Source organism: Curtobacterium sp. 179-B 9B NHS (genome assembly GCF_045370965.1).
GTDB lineage: Bacteria > Actinomycetota > Actinomycetes > Actinomycetales > Microbacteriaceae > Curtobacterium.
On the sequence record NZ_JBIQDQ010000029.1, the window covers coordinates 1 to 25,356 of the forward strand.

General features: G+C 73.7%; 21 protein-coding genes and 1 tRNA gene. 18 read left to right on the forward strand and 4 right to left on the reverse strand.

Annotated features, from left to right (window positions below):
• Nucleotides 1–296: 296 nt before the first annotated feature.
• Nucleotides 297–584 (reverse strand): DUF4031 domain-containing protein, encoded by a 288-nt coding sequence (locus ACH0A8_RS15630; protein WP_066653166.1) that lies wholly within the window; start codon nucleotides 582–584, stop codon nucleotides 297–299.
• A gap of 178 nt (nucleotides 585–762) precedes the next feature.
• Here ACH0A8_RS15630 and rplU point away from each other — a divergent pair, with 178 nt between their 5' ends.
• From rplU to ACH0A8_RS15705, 15 genes are all read left to right on the forward strand, one after another.
• Nucleotides 763–1,071: a 50S ribosomal protein L21 gene (rplU, locus tag ACH0A8_RS15635; protein ID WP_066653169.1), complete on the forward strand. Its 309-nt coding sequence runs from the start codon at nucleotides 763–765 to the stop codon at nucleotides 1,069–1,071.
• A 14-nt stretch (nucleotides 1,072–1,085) separates the two neighbouring features.
• Nucleotides 1,086–1,337, forward strand: coding sequence for a 50S ribosomal protein L27 (gene rpmA / locus ACH0A8_RS15640; protein ID WP_022905368.1), 252 nt, complete (start codon nucleotides 1,086–1,088; stop codon nucleotides 1,335–1,337).
• 123 nt (nucleotides 1,338–1,460) lie between these two features.
• Complete coding sequence (gene obgE, locus ACH0A8_RS15645; protein WP_066653172.1) at nucleotides 1,461–2,978, forward strand: GTPase ObgE; 1,518 nt, start codon at nucleotides 1,461–1,463, stop codon at nucleotides 2,976–2,978.
• A gap of 7 nt (nucleotides 2,979–2,985) precedes the next feature.
• The gene (proB, locus tag ACH0A8_RS15650; RefSeq protein ID WP_066653176.1) at nucleotides 2,986–3,804 is read left to right on the forward strand and encodes a glutamate 5-kinase; all 819 of its coding nucleotides are present in this window, start codon (nucleotides 2,986–2,988) and stop codon (nucleotides 3,802–3,804) included.
• A 315-nt stretch (nucleotides 3,805–4,119) separates the two neighbouring features.
• Nucleotides 4,120–5,385 (forward strand): glutamate-5-semialdehyde dehydrogenase, encoded by a 1,266-nt coding sequence (locus tag ACH0A8_RS15655; protein WP_066653179.1) that lies wholly within the window; start codon nucleotides 4,120–4,122, stop codon nucleotides 5,383–5,385.
• Between the two features lie 44 nt (nucleotides 5,386–5,429).
• Nucleotides 5,430–5,630, forward strand: coding sequence for a hypothetical protein (locus ACH0A8_RS15660; RefSeq protein WP_058728434.1), 201 nt, complete (start codon nucleotides 5,430–5,432; stop codon nucleotides 5,628–5,630).
• An 11-nt stretch (nucleotides 5,631–5,641) separates the two neighbouring features.
• A complete protein-coding gene (gene nadD / locus ACH0A8_RS15665; protein WP_081984738.1) occupies nucleotides 5,642–6,241 on the forward strand; it encodes a nicotinate-nucleotide adenylyltransferase in 600 nt (199 codons plus the stop codon).
• On the forward strand, nucleotides 6,238–7,836 hold the full coding sequence (locus tag ACH0A8_RS15670; protein WP_406907514.1) for a hypothetical protein: 1,599 nt from the start codon (nucleotides 6,238–6,240) through the stop codon (nucleotides 7,834–7,836). The genes nadD and ACH0A8_RS15670 overlap by 4 nt, the downstream gene beginning before the upstream one ends.
• Nucleotides 7,837–7,975: 139 nt before the next feature.
• The gene (gene rsfS, locus ACH0A8_RS15675) at nucleotides 7,976–8,350 is read left to right on the forward strand and encodes a ribosome silencing factor (protein WP_066653181.1); all 375 of its coding nucleotides are present in this window, start codon (nucleotides 7,976–7,978) and stop codon (nucleotides 8,348–8,350) included.
• A gap of 103 nt (nucleotides 8,351–8,453) precedes the next feature.
• Nucleotides 8,454–8,526, forward strand: a tRNA-Ala gene (locus ACH0A8_RS15680).
• 83 nt (nucleotides 8,527–8,609) lie between these two features.
• A complete protein-coding gene (locus ACH0A8_RS15685) occupies nucleotides 8,610–9,578 on the forward strand; it encodes an aldose 1-epimerase family protein (protein ID WP_406907515.1) in 969 nt (322 codons plus the stop codon).
• Entirely contained in the window at nucleotides 9,557–11,059 is a 1,503-nt protein-coding gene (locus tag ACH0A8_RS15690; protein WP_406907516.1) for an anthranilate synthase component I family protein, read from the forward strand. The genes ACH0A8_RS15685 and ACH0A8_RS15690 overlap by 22 nt, the downstream gene beginning before the upstream one ends.
• Nucleotides 11,060–11,173: 114 nt before the next feature.
• Nucleotides 11,174–12,070, forward strand: a complete 897-nt coding sequence (locus ACH0A8_RS15695) for a hypothetical protein (RefSeq protein ID WP_251154799.1) — start codon at nucleotides 11,174–11,176, stop codon at nucleotides 12,068–12,070.
• 83 nt (nucleotides 12,071–12,153) lie between these two features.
• Complete coding sequence (locus ACH0A8_RS15700) at nucleotides 12,154–13,764, forward strand: DNA polymerase Y family protein (RefSeq protein ID WP_251154858.1); 1,611 nt, start codon at nucleotides 12,154–12,156, stop codon at nucleotides 13,762–13,764.
• Between the two features lie 10 nt (nucleotides 13,765–13,774).
• Nucleotides 13,775–17,188, forward strand: a complete 3,414-nt coding sequence (locus ACH0A8_RS15705; protein ID WP_406907517.1) for an error-prone DNA polymerase — start codon at nucleotides 13,775–13,777, stop codon at nucleotides 17,186–17,188.
• A gap of 3 nt (nucleotides 17,189–17,191) precedes the next feature.
• On the opposite strand, the gene ACH0A8_RS15710 is transcribed toward ACH0A8_RS15705, so the two are convergent.
• Complete coding sequence (locus ACH0A8_RS15710; protein ID WP_066653193.1) at nucleotides 17,192–18,691, reverse strand: cell wall metabolism sensor histidine kinase WalK; 1,500 nt, start codon at nucleotides 18,689–18,691, stop codon at nucleotides 17,192–17,194.
• The gene (locus ACH0A8_RS15715) at nucleotides 18,688–19,365 is read right to left on the reverse strand and encodes a response regulator transcription factor (protein WP_066653196.1); all 678 of its coding nucleotides are present in this window, start codon (nucleotides 19,363–19,365) and stop codon (nucleotides 18,688–18,690) included. Before ACH0A8_RS15715 ends, ACH0A8_RS15710 begins: the two co-directional genes overlap by 4 nt.
• A 217-nt stretch (nucleotides 19,366–19,582) precedes the next feature.
• On the opposite strand from ACH0A8_RS15715, the gene ACH0A8_RS15720 reads away from it, so the two are divergent.
• The gene (locus ACH0A8_RS15720; RefSeq protein WP_406907518.1) at nucleotides 19,583–20,068 is read left to right on the forward strand and encodes a hypothetical protein; all 486 of its coding nucleotides are present in this window, start codon (nucleotides 19,583–19,585) and stop codon (nucleotides 20,066–20,068) included.
• A gap of 27 nt (nucleotides 20,069–20,095) precedes the next feature.
• Here the strand turns inward: ACH0A8_RS15720 and ACH0A8_RS15725 are convergent, their stop codons facing one another.
• A complete protein-coding gene (locus tag ACH0A8_RS15725) occupies nucleotides 20,096–21,172 on the reverse strand; it encodes an FUSC family protein (protein ID WP_406907519.1) in 1,077 nt (358 codons plus the stop codon).
• 80 nt (nucleotides 21,173–21,252) lie between these two features.
• On the opposite strand from ACH0A8_RS15725, the gene ACH0A8_RS15730 reads away from it, so the two are divergent.
• Together ACH0A8_RS15730 and ACH0A8_RS15735 are read left to right on the forward strand one after the other, a co-directional pair.
• Nucleotides 21,253–22,497 carry an aminoglycoside phosphotransferase family protein gene (locus ACH0A8_RS15730; protein WP_311205883.1) on the forward strand — a complete coding sequence of 415 codons (1,245 nt, stop codon included), beginning with the start codon at nucleotides 21,253–21,255 and terminating at the stop codon, nucleotides 22,495–22,497.
• Between the two features lie 476 nt (nucleotides 22,498–22,973).
• The gene (locus ACH0A8_RS15735) at nucleotides 22,974–25,100 is read left to right on the forward strand and encodes a DEAD/DEAH box helicase (RefSeq protein WP_066653205.1); all 2,127 of its coding nucleotides are present in this window, start codon (nucleotides 22,974–22,976) and stop codon (nucleotides 25,098–25,100) included.
• Nucleotides 25,101–25,356: the final 256 nt, after the last annotated feature.

A 25,356-nucleotide genomic window follows, 5' to 3' on the forward strand; every position in this document is an offset into this window, starting at 1 on the left:
CCGGCCGGGGGCTGCCGGCGACCGGCGGCTGCCGGCGTCCGGCGTCCGGCGCCCGGCCTCCCGCTGCTGCCGTCCGCTGTGGCAGGCGGCTGCCGACCGCACGCTGCGGCGGGTCGCATCGATCGTCGTGCCAGGGTCGACGGGACCGCGGCGACCCCGCGTGCTCCGGGTGGTCCACCGGGCGCGACGCGGCGTCGCTGCGGCGGGGCGCGCCTCCCGGCCGTCGCGCCGCGGACCCGTGCGACGCGCCACGGGAGGGGCGTGTCGCCGACCGTCCGCGCGGCCTGCGCGGACGGTCAGTGCGCGTGCCGGTGCCGACCGCGCTTGTCGCGCTGCGCCACCCGCAGGCCGCTCGCGATGAGCCGGAGCACCAGCTCGCGCCCGGTCACCGCCGTCGCGCCCGCAGCCACGAGTTCGTCGTAGCGGGAACGCGGTACGTCGTAGTGGTCGTGGTCGAACGCGCGGCGGGGGATCCCGGCCCGTTCGGCGAAGGCGTGGAGTTCGTCGTAGGATGCATCACTGACGAGGTGCGACCAGACGGTGTCGTGGGCGGGCCACGTCGGCGGGTCGATCAGCACGGTCACGCGAGTCATCGTACGTGTGTCGCCGTTTGACCGGACCCGGGGGGATCGAGTATTCTCGATCCCTGGTGTCAGCGGGCCGTTCTGCCTGCGTCGCCGATCGGGCCCGGCCTCCGGGAGCCGCTCGTGCAGAAGTGGGCACCCGAGACTTCCCTCAAGCAGAGTACGTAAGGAATTCCACGTGGTTTACGCAGTAGTGCGCGCCGGCGGCCGTCAGGAGAAGGTCGAGGTCGGCACGATCCTCACGATCGACCGTGCCAAGGCCGACGACAAGGGCAACATCGACCTCGCCCCGGTGCTCCTCGTGGACGGTGACAAGATCACGTCGGCGGCTTCCGAGCTCGCGAACGTGACCGTCACCGCCCAGGTGCTCGAGGACCTCCGCGGCCCGAAGGTCGTCATCCAGAAGTTCAAGAACAAGACCGGGTACAAGAAGCGCCAGGGCTTCCGCGCTGAGCTCACCCGTGTCAAGATCACCTCGATCGCGTAAGGCGGGAGTAGAAGATGGCACACAAGAAGGGTGCGAGCTCCACTCGCAACGGTCGTGACTCGAACGCACAGCGCCTCGGCGTGAAGCGCTTCGGTGGCGAGGTCGTCAACGCCGGCGAGATCATCCTCCGCCAGCGCGGCACCCACTTCCACCCGGGCGCCAACGTCGGCCGCGGTGGCGACGACACGCTGTTCGCCCTCTCGGCCGGTTCGGTCGAGTTCGGCACCAAGGGCGGCCGCAAGGTCGTCAACATCGTCAACGCGTAACACCAGCGACGACAGACTCTGCGGGAGGGGCGGGCCACGTGCCCGCCCCTCCCGTTCTTTCGTGCACGACCTCGAGCGCCGCGGTACCGTCCGCGCGCTCGAGTCAGAACCAGGAGTGGACCCATGGCGACCTTCGTCGACCGCGTGACCCTGCACCTCACCGCGGGGAACGGCGGCAACGGCTGCGTGTCGGTCCGCCGTGAGAAGTTCAAGCCCCTCGCCGGCCCGGACGGCGGCAACGGCGGTGACGGCGGGGACATCGTCCTCGTCGCCGATCCGCAGGTGACGACCCTGCTCGGCTACCACCGCTCGCCGCACCGCTCGTCGAAGAACGGCCAGCCGGGCATGGGCGACATGCGCAGCGGTGTCAGCGGCGAGACCCTCGAGCTCCCCGTCCCGATCGGCACCGTGGTGCACGACGAGGACGGCGAGGTCCTCGCCGACATGACCGAGCCCGGCATGCGCGTCGTCGTGGCCCCCGGCGGTCAGGGCGGTCTCGGCAACGCCGCGCTCGCGACCACGAAGCGCAAGGCCCCCGGCTTCGCGCTGCTCGGCACCCCGGGGTGGACCGGCGACGTCAGCCTCGAGCTGAAGACGATCGCCGACGTCGCCCTGGTCGGGTTCCCGAGCGCCGGCAAGTCCTCGCTCATCGCCGCGATCTCCGCCGCGAAGCCGAAGATCGCCGACTACCCGTTCACGACCCTGACGCCGAACCTCGGCGTCGTCGAGTCGGGCGAGGTCCGCTTCACCGTCGCCGACGTCCCGGGCCTGATCGAGGGCGCGTCGGAGGGCAAGGGCCTCGGCCTCGAGTTCCTCCGGCACGTCGAGCGCTGCGAGGCGCTCCTGCACGTCATCGACTGCGCCACGCTCGACCCGGGCCGCGACCCGCTCTCCGACCTCGACGTCATCCTCGGCGAGCTGGAGCGCTACCCGGTGCCGGAGGGCCAGACCCCGCTCCTCGAGCGTCCGCAGCTCGTCGCGCTCAACAAGGTCGACGTGCCCGAGGCAGCCGAGCTCGCCGACTTCGTCACCGCCGAGCTCGAGGAGCGCGGCTACCGCGTGTTCCCGATCTCGACCGCGTCCCGCAAGGGTCTGCGCGAGCTGACGTTCGCCCTGGCCGAGGTCGTCGAGCAGGCGCGTGCCGATCGTCCCGCCGCGCCCGAGCAGGAGCGCATCGTCCTCCGCCCGAAGGCCGTCAACGAGAAGCCCTTCACCGTGCGCGCCGAGGGCGGCGAGGAGCACCGCTTCTACCGCGTCCGGGGCGACAAGCCGGAGCGCTGGGTCACCCAGACCGACTTCACGAACGAGGAGGCGATCGGCTACCTGGCCGACCGGCTCGCGAAGCTCGGCGTCGAGGACGGCCTGTTCAAGGCCGGAGCGGTCGCCGGGTCCACCGTCGTCATCGGCGGGGACGGCGGCATGGTGTTCGACTGGGAGCCCACGCTGACGTCGACCGCCGAGCTCATCACGAGCGCCCGCGGCACGGACGCCCGCGTCGGCGGATCGTCGCGCCCGACGCGCAACGAGCGCCGCGAGGAGTACTTCGAGCGCATGGACGCCAAGGCGGCTGCGCGCGCCGAGCTCGAGCAGGAGCGCGTGTCCGGCCTGTGGGCCGACGACGACCGGGACGACCAGGACTGACCGACGCATGACCGACGCGCGCGCACGCACCGACCTCGGGCCCGTCAGCCGGCGGCAGGACGTGCCGCGTGCGCGTCGGCTCGTCGTCAAGGTGGGGTCGTCGTCGGTCAGCGGTGACAACACCGGGCAGATCGCCGCGCTCGTGGACGCCCTGGCCGCGGCACATGCGCGTGGCACCGAGGTCGTGCTCGTGTCCTCCGGTGCCATCGCCACCGGGTTCCCGTTCCTCGGGCTCGAGGGACGCCCCGAGGACCTGGCGACCCAGCAGGCAGCGGCCGCGACCGGGCAGAACGTGCTCATGTTCCGGTACCAGAAGGAGCTCGACCGGCACGGCATCGTCGCGGCACAGGTGCTCCTCACCGCGGGGGACATGCAGAACCCGACGCACCGGGTGAACGCGCAGCGGGCGGTCGACCGGTTGCTCGCGCTGCGGGTGCTCCCCATCGTCAACGAGAACGACACGGTCGCCACCCACGAGATCCGCTTCGGGGACAACGACCGGCTCGCGGCCCTCGTCGCGCGGCTCCTCGGGGCCGACGCGCTCGTGCTGCTGTCCGACGTCGCGTCGCTCTACACCCGTCCGCCGGAGCACCCGGGGGCCGAGCCCATCGACGAGGTCCCGTTCGGCGACGAGCTCGCCGGCGTGACCTTCGGGTCGGTCGGGGCGGCCGGCGTCGGGACCGGCGGAGCGGGCACGAAGGTCGCCGCGGCCCGGCTCGCGGCCGAGGCGGGGACGTCGGTGCTCGTCACCGGGACCGCGCTCGTCGACCGGGCACTGGCCGGGGAGCACGTCGGCACCTGGTTCCACGCGGCGCCGCGGCGCTGACGGGACTCGGTCGGCCTGGAGGCACGGTGCCGGCCCGCGACGTCGGCCTGCGGTCGAGACGTCGGCGTTCGGTCGAGACGCCGCGGAGCGGGTGAGACGCCGCCGGAAGCGGGTCCGTCTCGGCGGCACCGGACCGTCCCGCGCCGACGGCGGCGTCCCACCGCGGCACGCTCCGCCACGGCGGCAGGATCGCGAGCGGTGCCGGACACTCGCGGACCTGAGCCGAGTCCTGCACCGGAGTCGCGCCTCCCGGCCGTCTCCACAGGCATGACCCCACCAGCGTCACGAGCCCGGCGGCCGACCTAGTATCGGACCATGTCGCCGACCGTCACCGCCCCCACCCTCACCGACAAGCTGGTCGCGGCGCGTGCCGCCTCGACGGCGCTCGCGACGGCGACCACGGCGGTCAAGGACCAGGCACTGCGCGCCGTCGCGGTCGCCCTGCGTGCCGGGACGGACGCCATCGTCGCGGCGAACCACGGAGACCTCGTCGCGGGCGAGGACGGCGGGCTCTCCTCCGGTCTGCTCGACCGCCTGCGCCTCGACACCGCACGGATCGACGCCCTCGCCGGGGCGGTCGAGCACGTGGTGGGACTGCCGGACCCGGTCGGCGACCTCGTCCGCGGGTCCCGGTTGCCGAACGGACTCCAGCTCACCCAGGTCCGCGTGCCGTTCGGGGTCGTCGGGGCCATCTACGAGGCGCGCCCGAACGTGACCGTCGACATCGCCGCGCTCGCGCTGAAGAGCGGCAACGCCGTCGTCCTCCGTGGCGGATCTGCAGCGCAGCGCACCAACGCCGAACTGGTCGAGCGCATCCGCGGGGCGGTGGCCTCGGTGGGGCTGCCGGCGGACCTCGTGCAGACGATCGACGAGTTCGGGCGCCAGGGGGCGACCGACCTGATGCGTGCTCGCGGGCTCGTGGACGTCCTGGTGCCGCGGGGGAGTGCCTCGCTCATCCAGACCGTCGTGACCGAGTCGCAGGTGCCCGTGATCGAGACCGGTGCGGGCGTGGTGCACGTGTACCTCGATGCGTCGGCACCGCTGGAGCGCTCGGTCGACATCGTGCTGAACAGCAAGGTCCAGCGGCCGAGTGTCTGCAACGCCCTCGAGACGCTGCTCGTGCACGAGGCGGCTGCCGAGCGGTTGCTGCCGGTGCTGGCCGACCGCCTCCGAGCCGCCGGCGTGACCCTGCGCGGCGACGACGCCACCCGGACCATCGTCCCCGGCGTGCTCCGCGCGACCGATGCGGACTGGGCGACGGAGTCGATGGACCTGGACCTGTCGATCCGGGTCGTGCCCGACGTCGACGCGGCGATGGCGCACATCGCGCGGTGGTCGACGCACCACACGGAGTCGATCGTGACCGACGACGTCGACACGGCCGAGCGCTTCCTGGCCGAGGTCGACTCCGCGGTGGTGATGGCGAACGCGTCGACGCGCTTCACCGACGGCGGCGAGTTCGGTTTCGGCGCCGAGGTGGGCATCTCGACGCAGAAGCTGCACGCGCGCGGCCCGATGGGACTGCCCGAGCTCACCAGCACCAAGTGGATCGTGCGCGGGCACGGACAGATCCGCGGCTAGACTGGGCCGCGACTTCCCACCCGATCGAACGGAGCACCGGACCGATGACCTTCCTCGCAGAAGCTGCTGAGCACGCCTCCGGGGTGCCCGCGTTCGTCTTCCCGATGTGCGGCGCGCTGTTCTTCACGTTCCTCGGGTTCGTCACCTGGAGCTTCCGCGACGTCGCGTACCGTCACTCGCACAAGTTCGAGGCCACCCGCCACCACGAGACGGGTGTCGACGAGTTCGGTCACACCAAGCTCTGACACGCCGCTCGATGCTCGAGAGCACGGGGCGCCCACGCATCGGCGTGATGGGCGGCACGTTCGACCCGATCCACCACGGGCACCTCGTGGCGGCGTCCGAGGTCGCGCGCGCCTTCGACCTGGACGAGGTCGTCTTCGTCCCCACCGGTCAGCCGTACATGAAGTCGGACGTCACCGACGCCGAACACCGGTACCTGATGACGGTCATCGCGACGGCGTCGAACCCGATGTTCACGGTCAGCCGGGTCGACATCGACCGTCCGGGGCCCACCTACACGATCGACACGCTCCGCGACCTACGTGACCAGCGACCGGATGCGCAGCTCGTCTTCATCTCGGGCGCGGACGCCGTTCAGCAGATCCTCGACTGGAAGGATCATGATGGCCTCTGGGACCTCGCACACTTCGTCGCGGTCACCCGTCCGGGCCACGATCTGAGCATCACCGGACTCCCCGAACGAGACGTGAGCTTGCTCGAAGTCCCTGCACTGGCGATATCCTCGACGGATTGCCGCGACCGGGTCAGGCGCGGCCACCCCGTGTGGTACTTGGTCCCGGACGGGGTCGTCCAGTACATCTCCAAGCACCACCTGTATCGGAGCGTTGCATGAGTTCGTCCGACGCGCAGCCGCCTCTCTCGCGGCGTGAGGCGCGCGAGCGGGAGCGTGCCGCCGCAGCCGGCGGGCAGCCGGTCACCCCGCCGCCGACCGTCGCAGCACCGTCCGACCAGCCCGAGGCCCGTCGTCGACCGGGCTCGCACGTCGCGCCGTCGCCGAGCGGCCCCGCGCAGTCGGCAGCCCGTCCCACCTCCGGCGACTCCGCTCCTGCCCCGCAGCCCGCCGGCGCGGTGTTCCCGCTCACCCCGGCTCCGGCCTCGGCGACGGAGATCGTGCCGGGGACCGGCGGCCTCACCCGTCGTCAGCTCCGCCTGATGCGCGAGGCCGAGGGGCAGGCGGTGCAGCCCGTGCCGCTGCGCGCGCCGACCCCGCAGTCCTCCGACCGCACCGTCCAGGACGTCATCGGGTCGGTCGGTCACCTCGACCAGGACACCGAGCGTCCGCGCCCGGCCTCGGCAGACCGCGGGTCGTCGACCCCGCCGCGTCCGGTCCCGGCGTCCGCGGATCGTCCGACCTCGGCGCAGGACCCGGTCCGGTCCGCCCAGGTCCCGCTCGCCCCGACCCCGGTCGTCGACGCCTCCGAGGCGACGGACCGGACCGGCGACGCCACGGACGCACCCGGTCAGGAGCCTGCTGCCGAGACCGAGATGCTCGACGCCGCTGCGGTGGCCCAGGCGACCGAGGCCGACGGCTCCCCGGACGCGATCGAGCCCCTGAGCGAGGCCGCGGCGCACGCCGAGGAACCCCGACGCCACCGCACGACCTGGGCGCCGCCGGAGACCGACGACGCCCCGACCACCGACGACGCCCGGGCCACCGACGACGGCCAGGCCACCGACGACCGCCAGACCGACGACGACGCACGGCGCTCGGACGGTGCCGCGGACGACGATGCTGCCCGAGTGTCGCCGTCGTCGGCGCCGATGGCCTCGTCCTCGACGCCCGTCGTCTTCCCGCTGTCGCTCGACGACGACACGAACGAGGTCCCGATCCAGCGCCCGACGCCGGCGACGGACTCCCGTCCCGACGACGGTGCCGACGCCGTCGGTGACGCCCCCCGCGTCCCCGCCGCGTTCCGTCGGAGCCCCGAGCCGAAGCCGGTCACGACGGCCTTCGAACCGCCGGCCGGTCACTGGACCCAGCAGGCGCGGGACGCCGGTGACGCCGAGGTGCACGACGTGACGGGCACGCGCCGCGTCGCGGTGCAGGACACCAACTCGATCGTGCTGCCGAACTCGGCGCTGGCCGACCCGACCGGGGCCCTGAACGCCACGGGTGAGGTCATCCTGACCGGTTCGATCGACCTGCCCGCATCGCTGTCCTCCACCGGGTCACACCGACCGATCGACGGGTCCGAGGTCGACCGTCTGCTCGAGCAGCACGACGAGCAGCCGGAGACGGACGCGAGCCCCGTCCGGGCGAGCCGTGCGGTGTCGAGCCACACGTCCACCCGTCAGGTCGTGCTCGCCGCCGCGAAGCCGAAGGAGTCCCGGACCCCGGTCATCCTCGGCGTCACCGTCGGCGCCGTCGGTCTGGCGGCCGCCGGGGTCATCATCGTCGCCCTGCTCACCACCCACCTCGGCGGCTGACCGCCCGCCGACCCCTCGTCGAACGTCGCCCCGTCGCCCGACCCGGCCCACCGGCCTGGCCGCTGTCGGCGGGGTGGCCTATGATCAGGACCCACCACACGGACCCGCAGAGCGCGGTGCCGACGACCGGAAGGACTCCGTGACCGCCTCCTCACGCGCACTGGAACTCGTGCAGATCGCCGCCCAGGCGGCCGACGCGAAGCAGGCCGAAGACCTCGTCGCCCTCGACGTGACCGGGCCGCTGCAGCTCACCGACGTGTTCCTGCTCGCGACCGGCCGGAACGAGCGCAACGTGCTCGCCATCGCGGACGAGGTCGAGGACCGTCTGATCGCTGCCGGCGCCAAGCCGCTCCGACGCGAGGGCCGGACCGAGGGTCGCTGGGTCCTCATCGACTTCGGCGACATCGTCGTGCACGTCTTCCACGAGGAAGACCGTCAGTACTACTCGCTCGAGCGCCTCTGGTCGGACTGCCCGACGATCCCGCTCGAGCTGCCCGTCGACCACACGGCGTAGACGCGACGCGCCCGGGTGGCGGAGACGATTTCGTCACCCGGCGTTCGCGTGGTGTACGCTTTCATGGTGCCGCCGGGAACGGGGGCACGGAGCAACACGATCTGGGTCTGTGGCGCAGCTGGTAGCGCACCTGCATGGCATGCAGGGGGTCAGGGGTTCGAGTCCCCTCAGATCCACCGAAGAACACGATGAAGCCCCGCCGGACCCCCCGGCGGGGCTTCGTCGTTCCGGGCCGCCGCACCCCAGTACGCTGTTGCGCATGAGCAACGACGCCCCCGTGGCCGGTCCCCAGCCGACCGGTCCCCACCTGGCCGGATCCCCGCTGTCCGGGTCCGCCCTGACGATCACCGCCGGCGGGTACACCGCCGAGATCGCCTCGGTCGGGGCGTCGCTCCGGACACTCCGCGCCGACGGACGCGACCTGGTCGTCCCGTTCGCCGCCGACGAGGTCCGTCCGGCCTTCCGCGGCGCCGTCCTGGCCCCGTGGCCGAACCGGGTCGTCGACGGCCGGTACACCTTCGGCGGACAGGACCACGAGCTCGCCCTGACCGAACCGAAGCGGCACCACGCGCTGCACGGCCTCGTCGCCTGGACCGACTTCCGCATCGTGGCCCACGAGCCCGACCGTGCCGTGCTCGCCACGACCGTCCCCGCGCAGGAGGGGTACCCGTACCGCGTCGAGGTGCTCGTCGAGTACCGCGTCGACGCCGACGGGCTGCACACGACCGTCACCGGGACGAACACCGGTGGGGACGCGGCGCCGTGGGGGACCGGGCCGCACCCGTACCTCGTCGCCGGCGCCGGTCGCGTCGACGACTGGACCCTCACCCTGCCCGCCGCCGAGGTGCTCGAGGTCACCGAGGACCGTCTCGTGCCGACCGGCACCGCCCCCGTGCACGACGAGTTCGACCTGCGCACCGCGACCGCGATCGGCGACCGTTTCATCGACCACGCGTTCACCGGGTTCGACCGGAACGGCGACGGGCTGGCGACGATCGTGCTCACCGCGGCGGACGGCCACGGGGTCCGGGTGTCCTTCGGGCCGGAGTGCGGCTGGGCGCAGGTGCACACCGCTGACCACGTCGTGCCGGAGTACCACCGCGTCGGCCTCGCGGTCGAACCGATGACCTGCGCGCCGGACGCCTTCAACGCTGGCGAGGAGTCCGGGCTCGTCGTGCTCGCACCCGGTGCCGCACACGCCGCTTCGTGGACGATCGCCGCGGTCTGACCCGAGCGCGGGTCCTCGCGCGTCGCCTCGACGTCGCCCCGGACCTCGGTGCGCTGGCGGCTGCCACCGGCTCCGACGTCGTCTGGCTCGACTCCGGGCTGCCCGAGGGTGCGCCGGAGGCCGCTCGTGGACGCGCCCGGTGGTCGGTCCTCGCCCACACGGACGGGCCGTTCGCGACGCGGTTCCGGCACGAGGACCGACACGCGGTGCTCGAGGTCCCGTCCGCTGCGCAGCGGTGGTTCGGGCCGTCCCGCACCGAGGCGCGTGCCGCCTTCACCGTGCTCGACGACCTGCTGACCCGGACCCCGGCGCTCGAGGCCCCCGTGCCGGGCTGCGGGTTCGCGCTCGGCTGGGTCGGGTTCCTCGGGTACGAGCTCGGTCGCGAGTCCGGCGGCCCCGACCGCGCCGCGGCACACGCGGACGCCGACATGCGCTTCGTGGACCGCGCGCTCGTCGTGCACGCCGACGGTCGTGCCTGGGCGCTCGCCCTGGTGACCGACGACGAACCGACGGCCAGTGCGGCGAACCGGGCGTGGCTCGCGGGGCCGCACACGGGGTGGCCGTCCGTCGACGCGACGGACGGCACCACGGGCCTCCAGGCCGGTGCGGACGGGCGCGTGTCCCGCGACGCGTACGAGGCAGCGGTCGAGGCGTGCCGCGCCGAGATCCGTGAGGGGAACGCGTTCCAGGTGTGCCTCACGACCGCCTTCGCGGTCGGTACATCCGGACGGGAGGCCCTGCCCGCGCCCGCCACGGACCCGCACCTGGTCGAGTACCTGCGACTGCGGCGGGCGGACCCCGTCCCGTTCGGTGCCTACCTGCGACTCGGCACGCTGCGGGTCGCGAGCCGCTCGCCGGAGCGGTTCCTGCGGGTCGGTGCCGACGGCACGGTCGTTGCCGAGCCGATCAAGGGCACGCGCCCGCGTGACCCGGACCCGCGACGTGACGCCACGGCGCGCGCGGCGCTCGCGGCGAGCCCGAAGGACCGCGCCGAGAACGTCATGATCGTCGACCTGCTGCGGAACGACCTGCTCCGCTCGGCGGTGCCCGGGTCGGTGCACGTCGAGCGGCTCTGCGACGTCGAGACCTACGCGACCGTGCACCAGCTCGTGTCGACGGTGTCCGCCGTGCTGCCGGCCGGGGCGTCCCGTGCAGCGCTCGTGCGCGCTGCGTTCCCGCCGGGATCGATGACCGGGGCGCCGAAGATCAGCGCGATGGCGATCGCGGACCGGCTCGAGGGGGCACCGCGGGGCGTGTACTCGGGGGTCGTGGGCTACTTCTCCGCGGACGGTGCGGTCGACCTGTCGGTGGCCATCCGCACACTGGTGACGGTGCTGGACGACCGGGGAGCGGAACGCTTCCGGACGTTCGGGGCCGGAGGCGCGGTGACGTGGTCCTCGGTCGCGTCGGACGAGGCGGACGAGGTCGAGACGAAGACCCGGTCGGTGTTCGGAGCACTGGGGGTCTCGGCCCGCTGGTGAGCGAGGTGCCCGGGCGCGGGTCGGGACCGCGTCCCAGCACCGGTCGGGCGTGTCGAACAAGTGTTCGAAGTCGTTGTCCACCGGATGTCGGACCCGGTTGACATCATCGAACACATGTTCGAATATGAGGGCATGCAGACGGCGGCGGCACTCCTGTCGCCCGGGCCCGAGGGGGCGACCGGGCCCGACGGTCCCGCTCGCCCCGGGGGCCGCTCCGGGGCGTCCCGACCGACCCGGCGCGTCGACCACCTGGGGGACGCCCGGGCGGCGCTCGAACGCATCACGTCGCTGCGCTCCCGAGTGTCCGAGATGGAAGCACCCCGCGTCGACGTCCAGGGGCTCCCCACCGCCGACGCCCTGCGGTCGCTGCTGCCCGGTGGCGCGATCCGGGTCGGTGGCTCCTACGCCGTGCAGGAGTCCGTGCTGCTCGCGATGACCATGCTGCAGGCGGCCTCGGCCGAGGGGGCCTGGTGCGCCGTGGTCGGTGTGCCGTCCTTCGGGGTCGAGGCGGCGGCGGCGATGGGCATCGACCTCGAACGACTCGTGCTCGTGCCCGATCCGGGCGACCAGTGGCTCACGGTGACCGCAGCCCTCGCCGACGTGGCGCAGATCGTCCTGACGCGACCGCTCGGCCGGGTCGTGCCCGGCGACGTCTCGCGGCTGTCCGCGCGGCTGCGGCAGCGCGGTGGAGCGCTCGTCGCCCTCGGTACCTGGCCGGGCGCCGACGTCACGCTGCGGGTGAGCGGCTCGGTGTGGACCGGCATCGGCGACGGCCACGGGTACCTGGCGGAGCGGCGTGCCACGGTGACGGCGTCCGGCCGCGCGGGAGCAGGTCGACCCGTCAGCGCCGACCTGCTGCTCCCGGCGGCGGACGGTGCGGTGCGACCCGCCGCGCCCCTGGTCGCCCGGGCCGGTGGGACGGACACGGGCGCTCCGGGCGGCGTCGGCAGCGCGGCCGTCGACGGCGCAGGGGAGTCGCGGGTGCTCCGCCCGGTCGCGGTGGCGTCGTGAGCCCGCGGGGACGGGCCCGTGCCGCCTCGCCGCGCGGTACGACCAGGGGGACCGCCGGCGCCGGGGTGCCGGGGCCGGGGGCCGTGCGTGCCGATGCCCTGGCCCGTGGCGGCGCCCTGCCGGAACCACCGCCTGCGCGCACGATCGTGCTCTGGTGCCCGGACTGGCCGGTGATCGCCGCCGCCCGGGCCGCGGGGTCGCCGCCCGAGCACCCGTTCGCCCTGGTGGCGAAGGGGGTGGTGTTCGCCAGCTCGGCCAGTGCCCGGCAGCAGGGGGTGGTGCGGGGCCTCCGCGTGCGCGAGGCCCAGGCGCGCTGCCCGGAACTCGTGGTCGAGCCCTACGACGACGCACTCGACCACCGCGCGTTCGAACCCGTCATCCGTGCGATCGAGGAAGCGGTCCCCGGGGTCGAGGTCCTGCGACCGGGGACGATCGCCCTGCGCTCCCGGGGGCCTGCGCGCTACTACGGCGGCGAGCGGGCGGCCGCGGCGACGCTGGCCGGGATCGCCGCCGACCACGGTGCGCCCGGTGTGCGTGCCGGGGTGGCGGACACCCCGTTCGCGGCGGAACAGGCAGCGCGGTCGCGTCCCGTGCGCCCGGGGGAGCGGGTGCGCATCGTGCCGGTCGGCGGTTCGGCCCCGTTCCTGGCGGACCTGCCGCTGGGCGTGCTCGGCGACCCGGACCTGGCGATGGTGCTCGGGCGGCTCGGCATCGCCACGCTCGGCGACTTCGCCGCGCTCGGCGACGAGCAGGTGCGCGACCGGTTCGGTGTCGCCGGGGCGTTCCTGCACCGGCTGGCGGGCGGTCGCGACCCGCGCGAGGTCGCAGCGCGGGCGGTCCCGCCGGAGCTCCGGGTCGAGGCGTCCTTCGAGCCACCGCTCGACCGCGCCGACCAGGTGGCGTTCGCCTTCCGCCGTTCGGCCGACGACTTCGCCGCACGGCTGCGCGCGGCCGGACTCGTCGCGACCACGATCCGGGTGGGCATCGTCGACGAGCGCGACCTCCTGCTCGAACGGACCTGGGTGCACCCGCGCTGGTTCGACGCCGCCGACGTCGTCGACCGCGTGCGCTGGCAGCTCGCCGGCGGCGTGGACCCCTCCGGGCTCGAGGCGCCCGTGGTCCAGGTGGTGCTCGAGCCGGTCGCGGTCGACGACGCGTCGAACCACGAGCGTGGGCTCTGGGGGACCGGACCCGACGAGCGGGTGCACCACGCCCTCGCCCGGGTGCAGGGGCTCGTCGGGCACGAGGGCGTGGTCACCCCGCGGATCGGCGGGGGCCGCACGCTGGCCGAGCGCGTCGTGCTCGTGCCGTGGGGCGACGCCCCGGTCGGCGGCGAGCGGGCGTTGGCGACCGTCCGCGACCGGCCGTGGCCCGGCAGGCTCCCGGGGCCGCCACCCGCGACCGTGCTCGAGCGACCCCGTCCGGTGGACGTCGTCGCTGCGGGGGGTGACACCGTCGACGTCGACGACCGCGGCGCACTGACCGCGGTGCCGGAGCGGTTCCGGGCCGAGGGCGAGCGGGGCGGCCGGTTCGCGTCCGTGACCGCGTGGGCGGGGCCGTGGCCGCTCGTCGTGCGCTGGTGGGAGGCCGGCGGGCGGCGACTGCACCGGCTGCAGGTCGTCGACGACGACGGCCGGGCCTGGTACCTGGTGCTCGCAGACCACCGGTGGTGGGCCGAGGCGGTCGCGACGTGAAGGAGACCTGATGGGCTACAGCAACCCACCGATCCCGTGGTCGCAGTTCGAACGCGCCCTGTCGGACAAGCGGCCGGACAGTGCGCACGCCGGCGACGGCGGGGACAGCCCGGCCTGGTCGCGGAAGCGGTCCCGGTACGTCCCGCCGACCCCCGCCGCCGACGACGACGCCCCGGTCGTACCGTACGCCGAGCTGCACGCGCACTCGACCTTCAGCTTCCTCGACGGCGCCAGCGGTCCGGAGCACCTGGTGGAGGAGGCCGCACGCCTGCACCTGCACGGCCTGGCGCTGACGGACCACGACGGGTTCTACGGCGCTGCCCGGATGGCAGAGGTGGCCGAGGCGTACCCGACCGTGACGACCGTGTACGGCACCGAGCTGTCCCTCGGGCTGACCGAACCGCAGAACGGCGTCCCCGACCCGGAGGGCACACACCTGCTGCTGCTCGCCGACGGGCAGGACGGCTACCACCGGCTCGCCGCGGCCGTCACGCGGGCGAACCTGGCAGCTGGGGCCGAGAAGGGGCGGCCGCAGTACGACCTCGACGAGCTCGCGGCGCAGGCCGACGGGCACTGGCGGATCCTCACGGGCTGCCGGAAGGGCACCGTCCGCCAGGCCCTCGAGCGCGGGGGCGAGTCGGCGGCGGACGAGGCCCTGCGTGCGCTGCTCGACCGGTTCGGCACGGCCGGGGTGGTCGTCGAGCTGACCGACCACGGGGAACCGCTCGACACCGCCAGGAACGACGTCCTCGCGACGCTCGCGGCACGGCACGGACTCCCCGTCGTGGCGACCGGGAACGTGCACTACGCGACCCCCGACCGCTTCCCCGTGGCGACCGCGCTGGCGGCCGTGCGGGCACGGCGGAGCCTCGACGAGATCGACGGCTGGTTGCCGGCGGCCCCGACCGCCCACCTGCGGTCCGGTGCCGAGATGGCCGCGCGCTTCGCGCGCTGGCCGGGCGCCGTCGAGACGAGCGTCGACCTGGCCGACGAACTCGGGTTCCGGCTCCGGACCGCCAAGCCCGGGCTGCCCGACGTCGAGGTCCCCGAGGGGCACACGACGATGTCGTGGCTGCGCGAGCTCACCTGGCAGGGCGCCCGTCGGTTCTACCCGGGCAGCGCCGACGGTGTCGACCCGCAGAAGCGTGAGCGCATCGAGCGGGAGCTGTCCGTCATCGCGGACAAGGACTTCCCGGGGTACTTCCTGATCGTGCGGGACATGGTGCAGTACGCCCGGCAGCGGGGCATCCTGTGCCAGGGGCGCGGCTCGGCGGCGAACTCGGCCGTCTGCTACCTGCTCGAGATCACCGCGGTCGACTCCATCCGGTACGGACTGCCGTTCGAGCGGTTCCTGTCGGCGATGCGCGACGAGGAGCCCGACATCGACGTCGACTTCGACTCGGACCGGCGCGAGGAGGTGATCCAGTACGTCTACGAGAAGTACGGACGGTTCAACGCGGCGCAGGTCGCGAACGTCATCACCTACCGGCCGAAGGGCGCCGTGCGGGACATGGCGAAGGCGCTCGGGCACAGCCCCGGGCAGCAGGACGCCTGGTCGAAGCAGGTCGAGCGGTGGGGGTCGGTCACCGAGAGCCAGGACCACGACATCCCGGACACCGTGGTCGACATGGCCCAGCAGGTGCTCGGGTTCCCACGGCACCTCGGCATCCATTCCGGGGGCATGGTGCTCACCGACCGGCCCGTCGGCGAGGTCGTGCCCATCGAGCACGCCCGCATGGACGGCCGGACCGTGCTGCAGTGGGACAAGGACGACTGCGCCTTCATGGGGCTCGTGAAGTTCGACATGCTCGGGCTCGGGATGCTCGCGGCGCTGCAGTACTCGTTCGACCTGGCCGACGAACACTGCGGGGAGCGCTGGGACATGCACTCGATCCCGAAGGAGGAGCAGGGCGTCTACGACCAGCTCTGCCGTGCGGACACGATCGGGGTGTTCCAGGTGGAGTCCCGCGCACAGATGGGCACCCTCCCGCGGCTGCTGCCCCGGCGGTTCTACGACCTGGTGATCGAGGTCGCGCTCGTGCGTCCCGGTCCGATCCAGGGCGGTGCCGTGCACCCGTACATCCGGCGCCGGACGGGCGAGGAACCGATCACGTACATCCACCCGTCGCTCGAACCCGTGCTCGAGCGGACGCTCGGGGTCCCGCTCTTCCAGGAGCAGCTCATGCAGATGGCCATCGCCGTCGGCGGGTGCTCCGGGGACGACGCCGACCTGCTCCGCCGGGCGATGGGCTCGAAGCGTGGCCTCGAGAAGATCGAGCGGCTGCGCGAGAAGCTCTACGCGGGGATGGCGGCGAACGACATCCACGGCGAGGACGCCGACACGATCTACGCCAAGATCCAGGCGTTCGCGAACTTCGGGTTCGCGGAGAGCCACTCGATCAGCTTCGCGCTCATCGTCTACGCCAGCGCCTGGATGCGGCTGCACTACCCGGGGGCGTTCCTGGCGGCGTTGCTCCGGGCACAGCCGATGGGGTTCTACTCACCGCAGACCCTGGTCGCCGACGCCCGGCGGCACGGGGTGCGGGTGCTGCGGCCGGACATCCTGCGCTCGGCGGTCGACGCGACGCTGGAGCCCCTGCCCGACGCCGAGAGCGGTGCGACCGGGGCCGACGCCTGCCTGGCCGGGGAGCAGCCGCCCGTGCTGCCGTTCGACGGCTCGCTGCCCGACGACACCGCGGAGCACCGACGCGACGGGGCCTTCGCCGTCCGCCTGGGCCTGGCCGAGGTCGCCTCGCTCGGCCGGCGGAGCGCCGAGGCGATCGTCGCGGAGCGGGCGGCGCACGGGCCCTTCACGGACATGTCCGACCTGGCCCGTCGTGTCCGGCTGACGACCGCGCAGCTCGAGGCCCTGGCCGCAGCGGACGCCTTCGCCGGGCTCGGGATCGACCGGCGCAGCGGCATGTGGTCGGCGGCGCAGGCGGCTGCGGAACGACCCGACCAGCTGCCCGACACCCAGGTCACCGTGCAGCCGCCGCTGTTCGGGCAGATGACGAGCGGGGACGTCCTGATCGCGGACATGTGGTCGACGGGCATGTCGACCGACGACCACCCGGTCCACCACGTCCGCCCGCGACTGCGCGCCCGCGGGGTGCTCAGCGTGCAGGACACCGCGACGGCGGAGACCGGACGACGGGTCGAGGTGGGCGGCATCGTGACGCACCGGCAACGCCCGGCGACGGCGTCGGGCATCACGTTCCTGAACGTCGAGGACGAGACCGGGCTGGTGAACGTCATCTGCAGCGTCGGCGTGTGGGGACGGTACCGGCGGGTGGCACGGGAGTCGCCGGCCGTGGTGGTGCGGGGCATCCTCGAGCGGTCGCCGGACGGCGTGGTGAACCTGGTGGCGGACCGGATCGAGCACCTGCCGCTGGCGGTGCGGACCCGGTCGCGGGACTTCCAGTGACCGTCAGGACGCGGTCTGCTCGCGCACCACGGGGATGCGCACGGTGACCTCGAGACCACCGGACCGGACGTTGCGGAGGGCAGCCGTTCCTCCCGACCGTTCCGCGATCGCGCGCACGATCGCGAGCCCGAGGCCCGAGCCGCCCGGCACCGGCACCCCGCCCGTCGCCGGGTCCGGGTCGCGGCGCGACGTCCGAGCCTCGTCCGGCCGGGTGAACCGGTCGAACGCGACGGGGATGAACGACTCCGGGACACCGGGTCCGTCGTCGGTCACCTGCAGGACACCCTCGTCGCCCTCGACCCGCCACGACACGAAGACGCCACCACCACGGGGGAGTGCGGCGACCGCGTTGCTCGCCGTGTTGGTGACGAGCTGCGCCATGCCACCGGTGTCGAGGCGGAAGCGTGGTTCCGCCGCTCCGACCGGGTCCGGGGTCCGTTCGAGGTCGAAGTCCACCGTGATGTCCTTCGCCGAGGCGATGAGGCGCACCCGGTCGACGGCGGCCATGACCTCGTCGCCCAGGTCGCTCCAGGCGGTGGTCGGCTGCGCGCCGTCCTGCTCGCGTTCCTCCGCGTCCTCGATGCGCGACAGCGTGAGCAGGTCGTTCGCGAGCCGCGAGAGCCGGGCGACGCTCCGCTTGGCGCGGTCGATGTGCGCCGCGAGCGCCGCAGCGTCGTCGCCGTCGAGCGACGCCAGGTCGAGCTGGGTGGTGAGGATCGCGAGGGGCGTGCGCAGCTCGTGGCTGGCGTCGGAGACCATCTGTCGCTCGCGTTCGGTCACCTGGCGGGTGCGTGCGAGGAAGGCGTTCAGCGTGGTGGCGAGCGAGGCCAGTTCGTCCTGCGCCGGACCGACCGGCAGCTCGGCGCGCTCGGGGGCGACGGAGAGCCGTTCGGCCTCGCGGCGCATCCGGTTCACCGGGCGGAGCGCCGCGGTGGCGAGCGCCCACGACGCGATGCCGAAGGCGATGAGGATCGCGAGGCCGGTGAGCGACAGCGTGGTGGTGAGGTCGTCGACCACGATCGCCTCGGCCTGCGAGTTGCGTGCGGCGACGACGGTCCAGCGTCCGGCGGCGTTGACCGGGTGCTCGATGACGACGCGGTACTCGGACCCGGAGACGGTGATGAGCGACGTGCCCGACTCGGTCGACGTCAGGCTGCCGAGCGCCCGCTCGACCCGGGGCGGCATGGTCGACAGCCGGATCTGGCCCGAGGGTGCCACGACGGCGACGAGCTGGGCGTTGCCCGGTGCGGACAGGTCCGGGTCGCTGTCGACCTCGAGCGTCGCCACGTACGGGTCGACGTCGGCGTCGAGCAGGGTGCGGGTGGCGCTGGCGACGACGCTGACGACCTGGAAGCGCATGACGAGCACGAGCAGCAGGATCACGACCGCCGCGATCGCCGTCGAGCCGATCGTGATGCGGGCGCGGAGCGAGAGCACCCGGAGCGGCCGGGGCAGGCCGCGTCCGCCGCGGACCGTCCCGGTCGTGGGTGCCGACCCGGTCACGCCCCGAGCAGGTCGAGCCGGTAGCCGCGGCCCCGGACCGTCGCGATGGCGACCGTCGCCTCGTGCGAGGTCAGCTTCTTGCGGAGGTACGAGATGTACTGCTCGACGACGTTCGGGTCCACGTGCTGCGAGCCGTCCCAGACCTCCTCGAGGATCTTCGGGCGGTCGACGACGGTCCCGACCGACCGGGCGAGCAGCCGGAGCAGGGCGAACTCGGTCGGGCTGACGGCGACGCGCTGCCCCTTGATCGACACCCGTCGGGCCTCGGAGTCGATGGCGACGTCGCCGACCTCGATGACCCGCTGCCCGGCAGCCGACTCGCGGCGACCGAGCGCGCGGAGGCGGGCGGTCAGCTCGGCGAACGCGAAGGGCTTCGTGAGGTAGTCGTCCGCACCCGCGTCGAGTCCGAAGACCCGGTCGTCGACGGCGTCACGTGCGGTGACGAGCAGGATGCGCACGGGGTCCTCCCGCTCGCGGATCCGGCGGGCGAGCTCGAAGCCGGACATGCCCGGCATCATGACGTCGACGACCGCGAGGTCGAAGGCCTGCTCGCCGAGGGCGATGAGCGCCTCGACACCGTTCTCGACCGCCGTGACGCGGTACCCCTCTGCCGCGAGCCCACGCTCCATGAGCGCGCGCATCTCGTCGTCGTCCTCGACCACCAACAGGCGCATGATCGACCTCCTCGGCCCCCATCGTGGCAGGGAACGACGGTCCGTGGGCGGTTCCGGGTGGGAAGAGGCTGAATCTCGTCACAGTGACCCCGCCACGCCACCCGGACGAGGGCAGAACGGTCCGTCCCGCAGAGGGGGGTATCGGCCTCGCGAGCAGCGCGTTGCTAGGCTCCGCAGCGGACACGGCGTACCCGACGCAGTGTCCCGAGGGGGCACCATGCAGGATCAGGAGAACCGTCCGTACCGTCCGGACGACAGCGTCCACCCGGCCATCGTCCGGTTGCACGCGGAGCTCGAGGCGGCACGGCACGGCATCGACGTGCTCGGCGAGCTGGAGGACGCCCGCCGCGAGCGGGTCGTCGCGGAGCTGCTGAGCGCGGTGCCGGACGTCGCGAGCCGTGCGGCGTACGAGGCCGGCGCCGATCGCGCGGTCGCGACCATCCAGGGCTTCGAGGGGGTCCGCTCCGACGAGCACGAGTCGGGGACGGCGCTGTGGGACCGACTCGTCCTCACGGCCGTCGAGGCAGCGGCCGCGGTCGAGCCGACCGTGGTCGAACGGACCGCCGTCGAGCCGACTGCCGTCGAACCGGCCGCCGCGTCCGAGCCGGCAGCAGTGGGCGGGGGATCGCCCACGCTCGCTCCCGCCGCGGACGCCGCACACCCGGCGGCGTCCGGTCACGCCGCACACCGCGCCACGGCCTGACGCCGCGCGCCGCGCGCCGCGCGGACCTCAGTCGTCCTCGCCGAGCAGCTCCTCCCGCACCCGTCGGATGTCCTCGAGCAGGGCGCCGATGAGCACCCAGTGCCGCGAGTTCGGCCGGACGACCTCGAGCGGCGCCGTCAGCGCGGGCTCCGCGGCCGTCGTGTCGTCGGCGGCGGTGCCCGTGAAGCCGTCGCGCTCCGCGTGGTGCAGCCGCGTCGACTCGACCCGTGCGCTCAGTGCTCGGACGTCCGCCCCGATGCGGGCGACCTCGGTCGCGATGCTCCCCACCACCGGGTCCGACCGGAGGTCCGGCGCCGTGTTGTCGCGGATCGCCCGGGTCATCCCGGTGACCCGTGTGACCAGGACGCGCAGGTGCTCCGCGACCGTCGTGTCCCGCTGCAGGATCGTTCGGTGTCGGCCACCACGGGGGTTCATCGTCAGCGACTCGCCCGCCGCGGTGAGCGAGGCCTCGGCGCGGGCGTGCTGTTGCCGGAGGGCCCGCGCCTGGCGCAGGGCCTCGTCCCACCGCTCGGCGTCCCAGCCCTCGGTGAGGCCGATCGCGATCCACTCGAACGCGGCGGCGGTGTCCCGGGCCAGTCGGGCGACCGCGAGGTGCGCCGGTTCGAGGAGCACGGGCGGCACGATCACGGCGTTCACCGCGAGTGCGACGACGGCGCCGACGACGGTCTCGAGGACCCGGTCGGCCGAGTAGTTCGGCGTGACGACCCCCGCGGTGAGCACGAGCATGCCGCTGATGCCCACCTGGGTCGCCGACGTCGGGGTCAGACGGAGTGCCCAGCTCAGCAGGATCGCCAGCACGATGACGACGAGCACGACCCAGACGCCGTCACCGAAGACCAGGTGGAAGGCGGTCGCCAGCACGACGCCGAGCACCACGCCGGCGCTGCGCTCGAGGCCCTTCACGAACGACTGGTTGATGCTCGGCTGCACGACGAGCAGCGCGGCGATCGCGGCGAAGGTCGGGAACGGCCCGTCGATGAGCGCACGGCAGAGCAGGACCGCCGCGACCACCGCGACCGCGGTCTTCACGACCTGCAGGAACGGTGTGCGGCTGGAACTGCGGAGGCGCGCGACCGGGTTCACGACGACCACGGTAGCCACCAGCCGCACGCCGAGCCGTGCACGATGGCGACGAAACCGCCGCGGCACGGTTGACTGGTCCTGTGTGGCCCAACCACGAGCGCATCATCCCGCAGGCCTTCGCCGGCTCCGGGACCTCCGTGGTCGCCGCGCGCGCCCACTCGGTCGAGCCGTCGGGCAACGGCTACCTGTACGGCTACGAGGTCGACACCGTCGACCGGGCCGGTCAGCGCGCCACCGTCCTGACCTACGTCGACACGGGTGGCGCCCACGACCAGAACAGCGCCGTCGTCACCGACCCCGCCACGGGCGAGCCGGTCTCGGTCTGGGCCTACCCGAACGACCCGGGCCTCCCGGTGCTGCCGCAGGTGACGTACCGCGACGCCGTCGCCGAGCTCCTCGCCGGCCTCGGCCTGCCGGTCACCGACCCGACGCTGTCGGTCGCCGCCTACCGCCCGGGGAAGCGCGCGGTCGTGCGCGTCGACGCCCCGGAGCGCGTGCTGTTCCTGAAGATCGTCCGCCCGCACCGCGTCGCGCCGATCGTCGAGACCCACGAGCAGTTCGTCGCCGCCGGGCTGCCGGTCCCGCGGGTGCTGTCGAGCCGGGGTGACGGCCTGCTCGTGCTCGAGCGCATCCGCGGGGTGCCCGCGGGCAGCCGCATCACCGAGATCGCCGACGACCCGCGGTTCGTCGCCTCCCTCGCCGCCCTGACCGGCCGGATCGCGACGGTGCCGATGACGCAGCAGGCCCGCGCGGACGCGATGGACCACGCCGACTGGCACCGGCGCACGCTCGTCGCCGCCCTGCCGCAGGACGCGGCCGAGATCGACGAGCTCTACGACGGCATCGGGCGGCGGTCCATCGGTTGGGGGGCCGCCCCCAAGCAGGTGGTGCACGGCGACCTGCACCTCGAGCAGGTCTTCGTCGACGAGGACGAGCCGTGGCGCATCTCCGGCCTGCTCGACATCGACACGGCGGGCTGGGGGTTCCCGGTCCGCGACGTGGGTGCGGTCGTCGCGCACCTGGTCGTCACCGGCCTGTGGCACCGGTCCCGTGGGGACGCCGAGCGCGGGGCAGCGGCGGAGCGGCTCGCCGACGCGGTCGCCCGCGACTGGGTCGCCCGGAACCCGGCCGAGGCCGACCGCATCGGTCCGGCGATCGGCGCGCAGCTCCTCGCGCACGCCGGTGGGCAGGCGACGACCGGGTCCGAGAACGGCATCCGGACGGCGCAGCAGCTGCTGGCGGCGACGCGTGCGGCGCTCGCCGAGGCGGCGCCGACGGTGCCGTCGGCCGGCACCCTCCGTCCGCGGTCGGCACCGCAGGTCTGACCCGGCCGTCGGACGGTCGCCGGCCGCGCGGTGGTGGTGGGCAGCGCCTCCCGGCCGTCGTGGCGTCCCGTCCACCGCGCGGCCGGACGGGAGGCGCGACGCGCGCGGGTCCCGTCGAGTCGCCTCCGTCGGGGGTGCGGGAGTAAACTGAGCCCAGCACGCACCGTGTCGTCGCGTGCCGCGTCGTTTCCGGACGTGGCAGTCGGTCACTTGACCGACGTGGGGACCGGATCCGTGGGCGTCCGACGGGCACCACGTGCGTGCGACGGCGCCGGGTCCCGGCGCGGATCGTCGTGTCGAGCACCCGAGGGGTGCCGGCTGCACGGACCGCGGGAGTCCACCGGACGTCCCACGGCGGGACCGGCGCACGAGCGGGCCAGGGTGGCCCGCGGACCGGGGTCGTGCCAGACGCCGGTCGAGGACTTCCCGCCACGACGGCGGCTCGCCCGTGGAGAACGGGCGGAACAGGAGGAGCGTTGGCTCGATCAGGCACCCGGCGAGCAGCCGGCGGGACGCGGACCGCGTCGCGCCGTACCCGCCCGCTGGACAACGACGGCGTCATCCCGGTGCTCGCCCGCGCGGTGCGCGAGGTGGAGGCGGCGGCGCAGCGCGGACCGCTGAAGGCGTCCAACCGGTCGAAGTTCCAGGCGGTCGCGCTGCTGATGCGCGAGGAGCGCGCACGGGTCAAGGCCGACCCGGAGCTCACCGACGCGCAGCGCGCCGAGCAGCTCAAGCGTCTCGACGGTGTCGCCACGATCCTGGCGAAGACCGCCGCGCGGGACACCAGCGTGATCCAGCTGCTGACCGAGGAGGCCTCGGTGAGCGAGGCGACCCGCACGGTCAAGCGCGACATGATGATCGCCGGCGGCATGGAACTGCAGCCCGAGGACCTCGTCATCGCGGCCGAGCCGTCCCCGGTGGTCGACGCCCCGGTGCGCTCGGTCGTGCCGCAGGCGGTCGTGCAGCGCCAGCTGGCCAACCCCTTCCTCGCGCCCGACTTCGCCCTCGCCGACCAGCCCGTCGCCCACCCGCGTCGCCTGGCGAACTGGGAGCTGTTCGGTCCGCTGTTCAAGTCGTTCGAGTACGGCGCCGGCGGTGGCGCGGCGTCGATGCCGTTGCCGGAGCCGACCTCGCTGCACTCGCGGTCCGGCACCACGCTGATGAAGCACCAGGCGGAGCTCGTCGCCGCCGCGGCGCAGGGACACCGCACGTTCCTGCTCGCGGACGAGCCCGGCCTCGGCAAGACCGCGCAGTCGCTGCTCGCCGCCGACGCCGCGAACGCCTTCCCGCTGCTGGTGGTCGTGCCCAACGTCGTGAAGACCAACTGGGCGCGCGAGGCCGAGCGCTGGGTGCCGAACCGCACCGCCACCGTCATCCACGGCGACGGGGACGACCTGGACGGCTTCGCCGACATCGTCATCGTGAACTACGAGATCCTCGACCGGCACGCCGGCTGGCTCGGGGCCTTCGGCTTCAAGGGCATGGTCGTCGACGAGGCCCACTTCATCAAGAACAAGGAGTCGCAGCGCTCCCGGTTCGTGCTGCAGCTCGCCGAGCAGATCCGTGCGCGGGTGTCGTCGCCGCTGTTCCTGGCGCTGACCGGTACCCCGCTGATCAACTCGGTCGAGGACTTCCGCACCATCTGGGAGTTCCTCGGCTGGATCGACGACAAGAAGCCCCGCGCGACGCTCATGAACGAGCTCGAGGACATCGGGCTCACCCCGGCCGACCCCGGCTTCTTCGTCGAGGCCCGCAAGGCCGTCATCGACCAGGGCATCGTCCGCCGCCGCAAGGTCGACGTCGCCGCCGACATCCCCGCGCGACGGATCGCCGACATCCCGGTCGAGCTCGACGGCGACGAGGGCCGCTCCATCCGCGACGCCGAGCGCGAGCTCACCGCGAAGCTGGTCCGTCGGTACCACCAGGCGCTCGATGCCCGCACCGGGCAGGACCCGGTCGTCGGCATCGACCACAAGCTCGTCCGCCAGGTCGCGCGGTGGGAGCTCGAGGACCAGGACGCCTCGTCGACCGGCGAGAACGTGTTCTCGATGGTGCGGCGGATCGGTCGTGCCAAGGCGCAGCTGGCGGCGGACTACGCGGCGCAGCTCGCCTCGAACGTCGGCAAGGTGGTCTTCTTCGCGAAGCACCTCGACGTGATGGACCAGGCCGAGGAGGTCTTCGCCCGTCGGCACCTGAAGACCGCCACCGTCCGCGGTGACCAGACGCCCGCACAGCGCACGGCCGAGATCGATGCGTTCGTGAACGACCCCGACGTCGCCGTCATCGTGTGCTCGCTCACCGCCGCCGGCGTCGGCCTGAACCTGCAGGTGTCGTCGAACGTCGTGCTCGCCGAGCTGTCGTGGACCTCGGCGGAGCAGACGCAGGCGATCGACCGCGTGCACCGCATCGGACAGGAAGAGCCCGTCACCGCGTGGCGGATCATCGCGGCGCAGACGATCGACACCAAGATCGCCGAGCTCATCGACTCGAAGGCGTCCCTGGCCGCCCGCGCGCTCGACGGGTCGGACGAGGAGATCGCCGATTCGGGCGACATCCAGCTCGACGCGATGGTGGCGCTGCTGACGGAGGCGCTCGGGGGCTGAGCGCCGGGTGCGCTCGGTCGCTCGCGGAGTCGGCGACGGCGGCCGCCGCCCGGTGCCGGTTTTCGGCGCCGGCCGCCGGCCCGGCGCCCGGCGCCGGATCCGGTCGCGTTGCGGCACGACGTGCTTCCGCACAACGAGAAGCGGGGGGGGGCACCCCCACCCCCGCGGGGGGGAGGGGGGCGGGGTGGGGGGGGGCGGCCGCGGCGCCAGCCCGGGCCCCCCCCGCGACCGCAGCCCGCGGCGCGGGGGGCGGGGG

What these genes read in the sequence shown, in the direction of transcription:
- rpmA (WP_022905368.1), top strand. Translation starts at nt 1,086, where the DNA reads ATGGCACACAAGAAGGGTGCGAGCTCCACTCGCAACGGTCGTGACTCG.
- obgE (WP_066653172.1), top strand. Translation starts at nt 1,461, where the DNA reads ATGGCGACCTTCGTCGACCGCGTGACCCTGCACCTCACCGCGGGGAAC.
- proB (WP_066653176.1), top strand. Translation starts at nt 2,986, where the DNA reads ATGACCGACGCGCGCGCACGCACCGACCTCGGGCCCGTCAGCCGGCGG.
- ACH0A8_RS15655 (WP_066653179.1), top strand. Translation starts at nt 4,120, where the DNA reads ATGTCGCCGACCGTCACCGCCCCCACCCTCACCGACAAGCTGGTCGCG.
- ACH0A8_RS15660 (WP_058728434.1), top strand. Translation starts at nt 5,430, where the DNA reads ATGACCTTCCTCGCAGAAGCTGCTGAGCACGCCTCCGGGGTGCCCGCG.
- nadD (WP_081984738.1), top strand. Translation starts at nt 5,642, where the DNA reads ATGCTCGAGAGCACGGGGCGCCCACGCATCGGCGTGATGGGCGGCACG.
- ACH0A8_RS15670 (WP_406907514.1), top strand. Translation starts at nt 6,238, where the DNA reads ATGAGTTCGTCCGACGCGCAGCCGCCTCTCTCGCGGCGTGAGGCGCGC.
- ACH0A8_RS15685 (WP_406907515.1), top strand. Translation starts at nt 8,610, where the DNA reads ATGAGCAACGACGCCCCCGTGGCCGGTCCCCAGCCGACCGGTCCCCAC.
- ACH0A8_RS15695 (WP_251154799.1), top strand. Translation starts at nt 11,174, where the DNA reads ATGTTCGAATATGAGGGCATGCAGACGGCGGCGGCACTCCTGTCGCCC.
- ACH0A8_RS15705 (WP_406907517.1), top strand. Translation starts at nt 13,775, where the DNA reads ATGGGCTACAGCAACCCACCGATCCCGTGGTCGCAGTTCGAACGCGCC.
- ACH0A8_RS15715 (WP_066653196.1), bottom strand. Translation starts at nt 19,365, where the DNA reads ATGCGCCTGTTGGTGGTCGAGGACGACGACGAGATGCGCGCGCTCATG.
- ACH0A8_RS15720 (WP_406907518.1), top strand. Translation starts at nt 19,583, where the DNA reads ATGCAGGATCAGGAGAACCGTCCGTACCGTCCGGACGACAGCGTCCAC.